Origin of the sequence: Hespellia stercorisuis DSM 15480 (assembly GCF_900142165.1) — a bacterium.
Classification (GTDB): domain Bacteria; phylum Bacillota; class Clostridia; order Lachnospirales; family Lachnospiraceae; genus Hespellia; species Hespellia stercorisuis.
In genome coordinates, this window is record NZ_FQZY01000119.1 from 1 (window position 1) to 6,679 (window position 6,679).

The following is a 6,679-nucleotide window of genomic DNA, read 5'->3' on the forward strand; positions in this document are numbered from 1 at the left end:
ATGATCTTGATCATATCTGAAATCAAAAACTGTGGTCTACAATCTAGCAAAAGATGGATATGATCCGGCATGACCTCCATTGCCAATATCCGAAATGCATACTGCTCTGCAATAAGCTGAAGCAAGTCTTTACACTCCTGTGCTATTCCATCTTTAAGAATTTGTTTACGATATTTTGTACACCAGACAATATGGTATTGTAAGGAGTAGACATACCCACGACCATACGTAAGTTTTGAAATATTGTTTAAATCAAATGTTTTTTCCATATACATATAATACCATATGTAAGCATATAAATCAAGATTCTTTCGAATGTACGTTCTGCTTCGTGCTGTATAAAATAGTTCGAAATCAGTTCGTAAAAGATCGTGAATCAACAGCAATTCGAAGACAGATAAAGTAGAATGAATAGAATTCTCAAGTGCCGAAAGACACATAATTATTTTATGCTGACTAACTCACAACTCAAGTAACGAGAATGCGTCAGCATTGTTTTCAAGTTTAAATCGAGTGATATGGCAACATGCACGTATTTTTGTTTCAATACGGTTCGAATAACAGAAGCAAATATCCCCGGTGTGCTCACAAAAGCAATGTATATATTTTTCATCCTGTCTTCCTCCATTTATTGGAACTGAACCACCTTTTTGGCCACCCGGTATCCAGATAATGTAACTTTTCCACCGATGCGTCCCGGAAGATACGTAAAACCACTGATTGTTCCGTACTTTAGTTTTTTATATAACCTCTTGTCCTGTTTTTTTATCTCATTCCACAATTGCTGCCTTTTCTGATAAGCTTCTTCACTTTGAATCATCAAAAGATGAATCGACGATATCGCCATCATGATCGAGATATTTCTGCACATGTAAGCAGCTAACTTCGGATATTTTCTTCTTACTTCTCTCAGGTCCACTAGCCGGCTGACAATTTTGGTGACCTTTATCTGCTGATCGATCCGCTTCATTAAAACCTTCTCATTGACCGACTGATCCTCCCTTCCGAGATAATAATGATAGAGATCAATATTCATGTAATAAATACTGCTGACATTCGGCAGCGGCTGATACGCGAAGATATTATCCACATAAAAAGTATGTTCCGGCAACTGTACGTCTGACCGTCTCAGCACCTCTGTTTTATAGATCAGGGCATGCATGATCAAATACTGGGACGGTCTGAAATGCCCCATTTCATTCCATGTGCACAATTCTTCTTCAGGAAAAATATTACGGTAATTCATGGCATGGGCTTTCTCCTTCTCCAGATGATCATACACATAATTACATACCAGCAGATCCGGAGTCTTCGTTTTTCCCTCGAACTCACGCAGCTTGCTCATCAACTGTTCCAGAGCAGTCTTATCCAGCCAGTCGTCTGAATCCACCACCTTAAAATAGGTTCCTTTGGCCAGACTCATTCCCGCATTCACACCGGAACCATGTCCTCCATTTTCTTTATGGACTGCACGTACAATATCTGGGAAAACCTCCGCATATTCATCCGCAATCATGCCCGTATCGTCCGTTGATCCGTCATCAACAATTATAATCTCCACTTCTTCCCCTGCCGGCAGCAGAGATTCGACGCATCGTCTCATATAATCCTGTGAATTGTAGCAAGGTACTGTGACCGTTAATAATTTTGTTTTTTGCATAAAAAAATCGCCCCTTTCATATGTGTTGTTCTTATTATAAAAAGAACATCTTAAAATGAAAGAAACGATTTCTTAATAATACTTAAACATATTTGTAATTTATCACTCGGGACTTCTGCCTTAGAATTGGAACTCCATGCTCCAATAGTATACTCCATTCTCTGACACATGTGCTGAAATTGCTGCTGATGTATAGCCCCCAAGCAGGTTTGCATTATGTTTTGCAGATCCCTGCCATCCACCCAGGAGTGACTCTGCACTCTGGTATCCCCATGCAATGTTCTCTCCGTCTGTCAGATCTGATACGGTGTACCATGGGGTTCCGTCCGGTCTGGTATGCCCCTGACAAGACTCTGCTTCGGATGCTCTCGTATCGGATACCGTCAGCAGTTCTTCATTCCATTCCAATGCTGCTTTTCCCTGGGATGCTCTGTATTCGTTAATCAGATCGAATGCCTGCGCTGCCGCTTCTCTGTCATATGCCGCATCCTCATTCTCTCCCTGATTCTGGTCATCTGCCGTATTCCCCGCATCCGGATTCTCAGTTGCTTTCTTTGCTTCTTCTTCCGCTGCTTTTTCTGCTGCTTCTTTTGCCGCTGCCTCCTGCGCTGCCTTTTCTGCCGCTTCTTTTGCTGCTGCCTCCTGTGCTGCCTTTTCTGCCGCTTCTTTTTCTGCCGCTTCTTTTTCTGCCGCTTCCTGCGCTGCCTTTTCCGCCGCCTCTTTTGCTGCTGCCTCCTTAGCTGCTTTTTCTGCCGCTTCTTTCGCTGCCGTCTCCTTGGCTGCCTTTTCCGCTGCTTCTTTCGCTGCCGCCTCCTTGGCCGCCTTTTCTGCCGCTTCTTTCGCTGCCGTCTCCTTGGCTGCCTTTTCCGTTGCTTCTTTCGCTGCTGTCTCCTTAGCCGCCTTTTCCGCTGCCTCTTTCGCTGCCGCCTCCTTGGCTGCTAACTGCTGTGCGTAATTCGGAATATATGCTCCGTTACTTCCAACATATTTTGTACTTGTGACCCATGTATTCTTTTTCATTGCTCCGTCTTTTGATCCGCCAAAGTAATAAGTTTTTCCACTGATCTTCTGCCAACCGGTTCTCATGTATCCCGTTGAGGCTGTTCCAAAGTAATATCTCTTTCCGCTGATCGTCTGCCAGCCGGTTCTCATGTATCCTGCTGAACCGGATCCGAAGTAATATTTCTTTCCGTTGATTGTCTGCCAGCCAGTTCTCATATATCCCGTTGAGGCTGTTCCAAAGTAATACTTCTTTCCACTGATTGTCTGCCATCCGGATTTGCGAACACCTTTTTTGTCAAAATAATAATATTTTCCACTGATCTTCTTCCATCCGGTCGCATATCTGTTCGAAGCAACCGTATATTTATATCCAGCGGATGTCTTTTTCCAGGCTGCCTCGGAGGTAAATGTTCCAAATATGAAACTGAACATCATTGCAATTACCAAAAGTTTAACTGCTTTCTCTACGATTCTTTTTCCTTTCATAATTATCCCTCCTAAAAAACCTGTAACCGGTTCTTTTAATCTACCGATTACAGGTTCGTTAAGAGAGAGAGACCGTCTTGTCAGATCATTGTTGTCTCATCTCTGTGTGAATAAACTTTCCAGTGCAATCGGCTACCATACTGTATGCTCAGCTTAGGTCCTATGTTTTTGCGTCCCGGCATTTCCACCGGTTTGCCCTTTGATATTCTATTGTAAATGCAAGCTGTTTATTTTTGAAAAAAGACCCTGAAATCTTTCCGATCTCAGGGTCTATCAATTTGATTCCTAATGAAATCACATCCCATGCAATCGGCTACCATACTGTGTTATCAGCTTAGGTCCTATGTTTTTGCGTCCCGGCATTTCTACCGGTTTGCCCTTTTTATCTGTAATTACATTGTAACTTTATTATTACTTTTTGTCAACAAATGCTGTGCCTTCAAATTCAACAATTATGCCTTTAACTTCAACAGCATTTTTTGATCTGTCTGTTAAGCTCTCCGTCTTCTTCTGATTGCCACCACTACGACTCCTAATGCAAGGAGCATTGCGATCACATATCCCATTACTGTATTCTTATCTCCAGTCTTTGCAGCTGCTGAGTTAGAATTGCCTGTTGTTCCCGGAGTGCCGGTCTTCTCTGTGCTGGCCTTCTCTGTGTTCGTGATCGCGATTTCCGCTTTTCCTTCCTCTTCGACCTTCACGATGTTTGCACCATCTTTTCCGTCTCCGATCTGGATTGTATAGCCAAAGCCTGCCGTGTCAGATGATAAGATTTTTCCATCCTTGTCTGTCTCCTGTACGTAATATACAGTTTCCGGATCCAGATCCTTAAACTGCACGCTTACCTTATTGGTATTATCCAGTTTCAGCTCTTTGACTGCAATCTCGTCTCCGTTTCCATCTACGGCTCTCTTGCCGTCTTTGTCAAATAAACCAGCATAGAATGTTGCGCTTACCTTCTTGTCATTCTTCGCAGAATCTTTCACATATTTTGTGACTGTCAGTTCACCGAATGCGAGAGACGTGTAGCCTTCCGGCTTATTGGTCACGGTAACCTCTGCTGTCTTTCCCTGTGCCACGTTCACAACACCTGCTGCATTTGCGTCACCTGTGATTTCATTGGTATAGGCAACATATCCGTAATCAAATGATTCCCCGTCCAATCCGAGTGGTGTTCCATTTTTATCAGTCTCTGCCACGTAATAAGTTCCCGGTGTCAGTCCTTCAAATGTCACTCCGTCTCCAATCAGCCTGCCATCTTTGATTTCCATTGCCTGTGTTTTTCCAACCTTTTTGGTATGGTCTGCATCTGCAAACAATGTCACATAGAATGTATCACTGATTTCTTTATCATCCAGTGTTCCCACCACACTCTTCTTCACATTCAGACTTCCGATCGGCTTGTCAACCATCGTCACGATGTTGTCCGTTGTTCCGGCCACACGTCCGTCTTTCATTGTAAATCTGATAGATTCTGCGACTGCATATCCGTTTGGTGCAGAGATCTCTGTAAATACATAATCGCCATCTGGCAATCCTGTTACTGTGTGTGTTGTTCCATCAGATACCCAGCTCTTGATTTCATTTCCCTGGAAATCATGTACCGGCTTTCCGTTTTCGTCTGTGATCTTCAAGGTCGCTCCAGCAAGTTCATTTCCAGCTACATCTGTTTTACTAAATACTGCAGTACTGTACTGATCTACCATCGTAACCTTATCTACGCTGTCTTCGTTTACCGTCACATTCCCATCAGCATCTACCGTAAATTCAATATCTGTTGCTTTTACATATCCGCCCGGAACATTTGTCTCAGACAAAACATATACGCCCGGCTGCAGATGAGTCACATGAGTCTCTCCAGCTACAGATGTCCATGTATCGGTCGGTGCAGTCTCACCATGCTTTGTAATCGTAAGCACTGCTCCTGCGATTTCCTCACCGTTGATGTCTGTTTTGCTGACATTCGTCTCATATCTTGGTTTTTCTGTGTTCGTAATTGTAATTGCTGACGGCTGTGCAGGTACCACCTGAATCGCTTCGGACTCAATCGTCTCATCATTTTCAATCTGCGTATATTTAATTTCATATGCGAAGTTTATATCTGTAGATTTCATGATATTGCCATTCTTGTCTGTCTCCTGTACATAATATACACGTGTCGGATCCAGCGCCTTGAATGTCGTTGTGGTCGTGCTGCTGTTCTCCAGTTTAAGTTCCTGAACCGCGATTACATTTCCTCTTGCGTCAAGTGCAGCTTTTCCATCCGCATCAAATAATCCTACGTAGAAAGATTTGCTGACCTTTTCATCATTATTCTCTGTATCTTTTACTTCTTTTGTCACTGTAAGCTGGCCAAAGCCTTCCGGCGCAACTCCCTGTGGAATGTTGGTAACTATTACATTTGTCGTTCCACCCTGTGTAACATCTGATACTCCGTAGCCTGCGTCCGCTCCACTTAAGGCTTCGCCGTCTCCTACTTTGATTGTATTACTATATGTAACATATGTCTGAACAAATGTGCTGCCATCTGCTCCTATCGGATGACCAGCTGCATCCGTCTCTGCCACATAATATGTTCCCGGATCCAGTCTGTCAAACGTCAGACCATCCTTGTTCACCGGTACACCGCGGTAGACCCACAGATCTTTTGTTGCTACCGGCTCTGTATAATTTGAATCTTTGAACAACGTAATGTGGAATACATCGCTTACTGCTGTTCCCGCTGCGATAACAAATTTCTTTACGTTCAAACTTCCGATCGGGCGGTCCTTCATGATGATTGTGTTGTCAGCCACCGGTGTGTGAACCTCTTCACCGTCTATCATCTCTATGATATAAGCCACTTTCCCATCCTTGATTTCAAATATGATGGATTCTGCTACATCGTAAGTTTCCGGTGCTGCCATCTCAGTCAGTTTGTAGATTCCATCCAGGATTCCATCAACCACATGCGCATTTTCACCATCTGATATCCAGCTTGCAATACTATTTCCCTTCACGTCCTTAACCGGTTTTCCGTCTCTGTCTGTGATTTCTAATTTTGCATCTTTCAGTTCTTCACCTGCAAGATCTGTCTTGCGGAAGCTTGCACTGCTGTAGTCATCAGTCATGGTTACCTGATCTACTTTTTCATCATCCACTTTCACGTTTCCGTCTTTGTCTACGGTAAAGGTGATGCTCTCTGCTTTCACATATCCATCTGGTCTTGTTGTCTCCGTCAGGATATACGTTCCCGGCTGCAGGCTTACTTCTTTGGTCTTTCCTTCTTCGGATGTCCAGGTAATTGCCTCGAATGAAGTATCACCCTTCTTCGTGATCTTCAGTTCTGCTCCGGCGATTTCCTCTCCGTTGATGTCTGTCTTGCTTACCTTTACTGTCTGGTTTGAATACTTATCGACCATCGTAACTGTTCCGTTGACATTCTCTCCGCCTACGGTAACTTTTCCGTCTTTATCTACGGTAAACTCGATGTCGGTTGCCTTCTCATATCCGCCCGGTACATTTGTCTCCGTCAGGGTATACGTTCCC

The 6,679-nt window shown here is 43.6% G+C and carries 4 protein-coding genes and 2 riboswitches; all 4 genes read right to left on the minus strand.

Going from position 1 to position 6,679, the window contains the following annotated elements:
• Nucleotides 1-269, minus strand: a 269-nt coding sequence (gene tnpA, locus BUB85_RS22760) for an IS200/IS605 family transposase (RefSeq protein ID WP_143160817.1), incomplete at its 3' end; no start/stop codon positions are given.
• 359 nt (nucleotides 270-628) lie between these two features.
• A complete protein-coding gene (locus BUB85_RS20355) occupies nucleotides 629-1,660 on the minus strand; it encodes a glycosyltransferase family 2 protein (protein ID WP_073113300.1) in 1,032 nt (343 codons plus the stop codon).
• Nucleotides 1,661-1,780: 120 nt separating this feature from the next.
• A complete protein-coding gene (locus BUB85_RS21840; RefSeq protein WP_073113301.1) occupies nucleotides 1,781-3,148 on the minus strand; it encodes a CAP domain-containing protein in 1,368 nt (455 codons plus the stop codon).
• 120 nt (nucleotides 3,149-3,268) lie between these two features.
• Nucleotides 3,269-3,355: riboswitch (cyclic di-GMP riboswitch) on the minus strand.
• 94 nt (nucleotides 3,356-3,449) lie between these two features.
• Nucleotides 3,450-3,536, minus strand: a riboswitch (cyclic di-GMP riboswitch).
• A gap of 103 nt (nucleotides 3,537-3,639) precedes the next feature.
• A partial coding sequence (locus BUB85_RS20365) for an MSCRAMM family protein (RefSeq protein ID WP_143160818.1) occupies nucleotides 3,640-6,679 on the minus strand: 3,040 nt, incomplete at its 5' end.